Here is a 231-nt window from a genome sequence, read left to right as displayed (position 1 = left end):
CGAACGGGTCATGACCGACAACCACTTCAGTTACCGGCTGTCAAACGATGTCCGCGACGCGATCACTGAGCTCCACGCCAAGCACGTCCTGATTCGGCCGCATTGCCCTTGGCAGAACGGCAAAGTCGAGCGACTCAACCGCACCCTGCAAACCGAATGGGCCTACCGGCGCGTCTTCACCTCGAACAGTGAACGCGCCGAAGCACTTGCACCCTGGCTCGAGCACTACAA

At 60.2% G+C, this 231-nt stretch carries 1 protein-coding gene; it reads left to right on the top strand.

Annotation, left to right across the window (positions count from 1 at the left end; genetic code table 11):
• The coding region (locus OB08_RS16120; RefSeq protein WP_461476523.1) for an integrase core domain-containing protein at positions 1–231 on the top strand (231 nt) is incomplete at both ends.

The organism is Microbacterium sp. HJ5, assembly GCF_054824025.1.
This window is presented reverse-complemented; position numbering and strand designations above follow the sequence as displayed.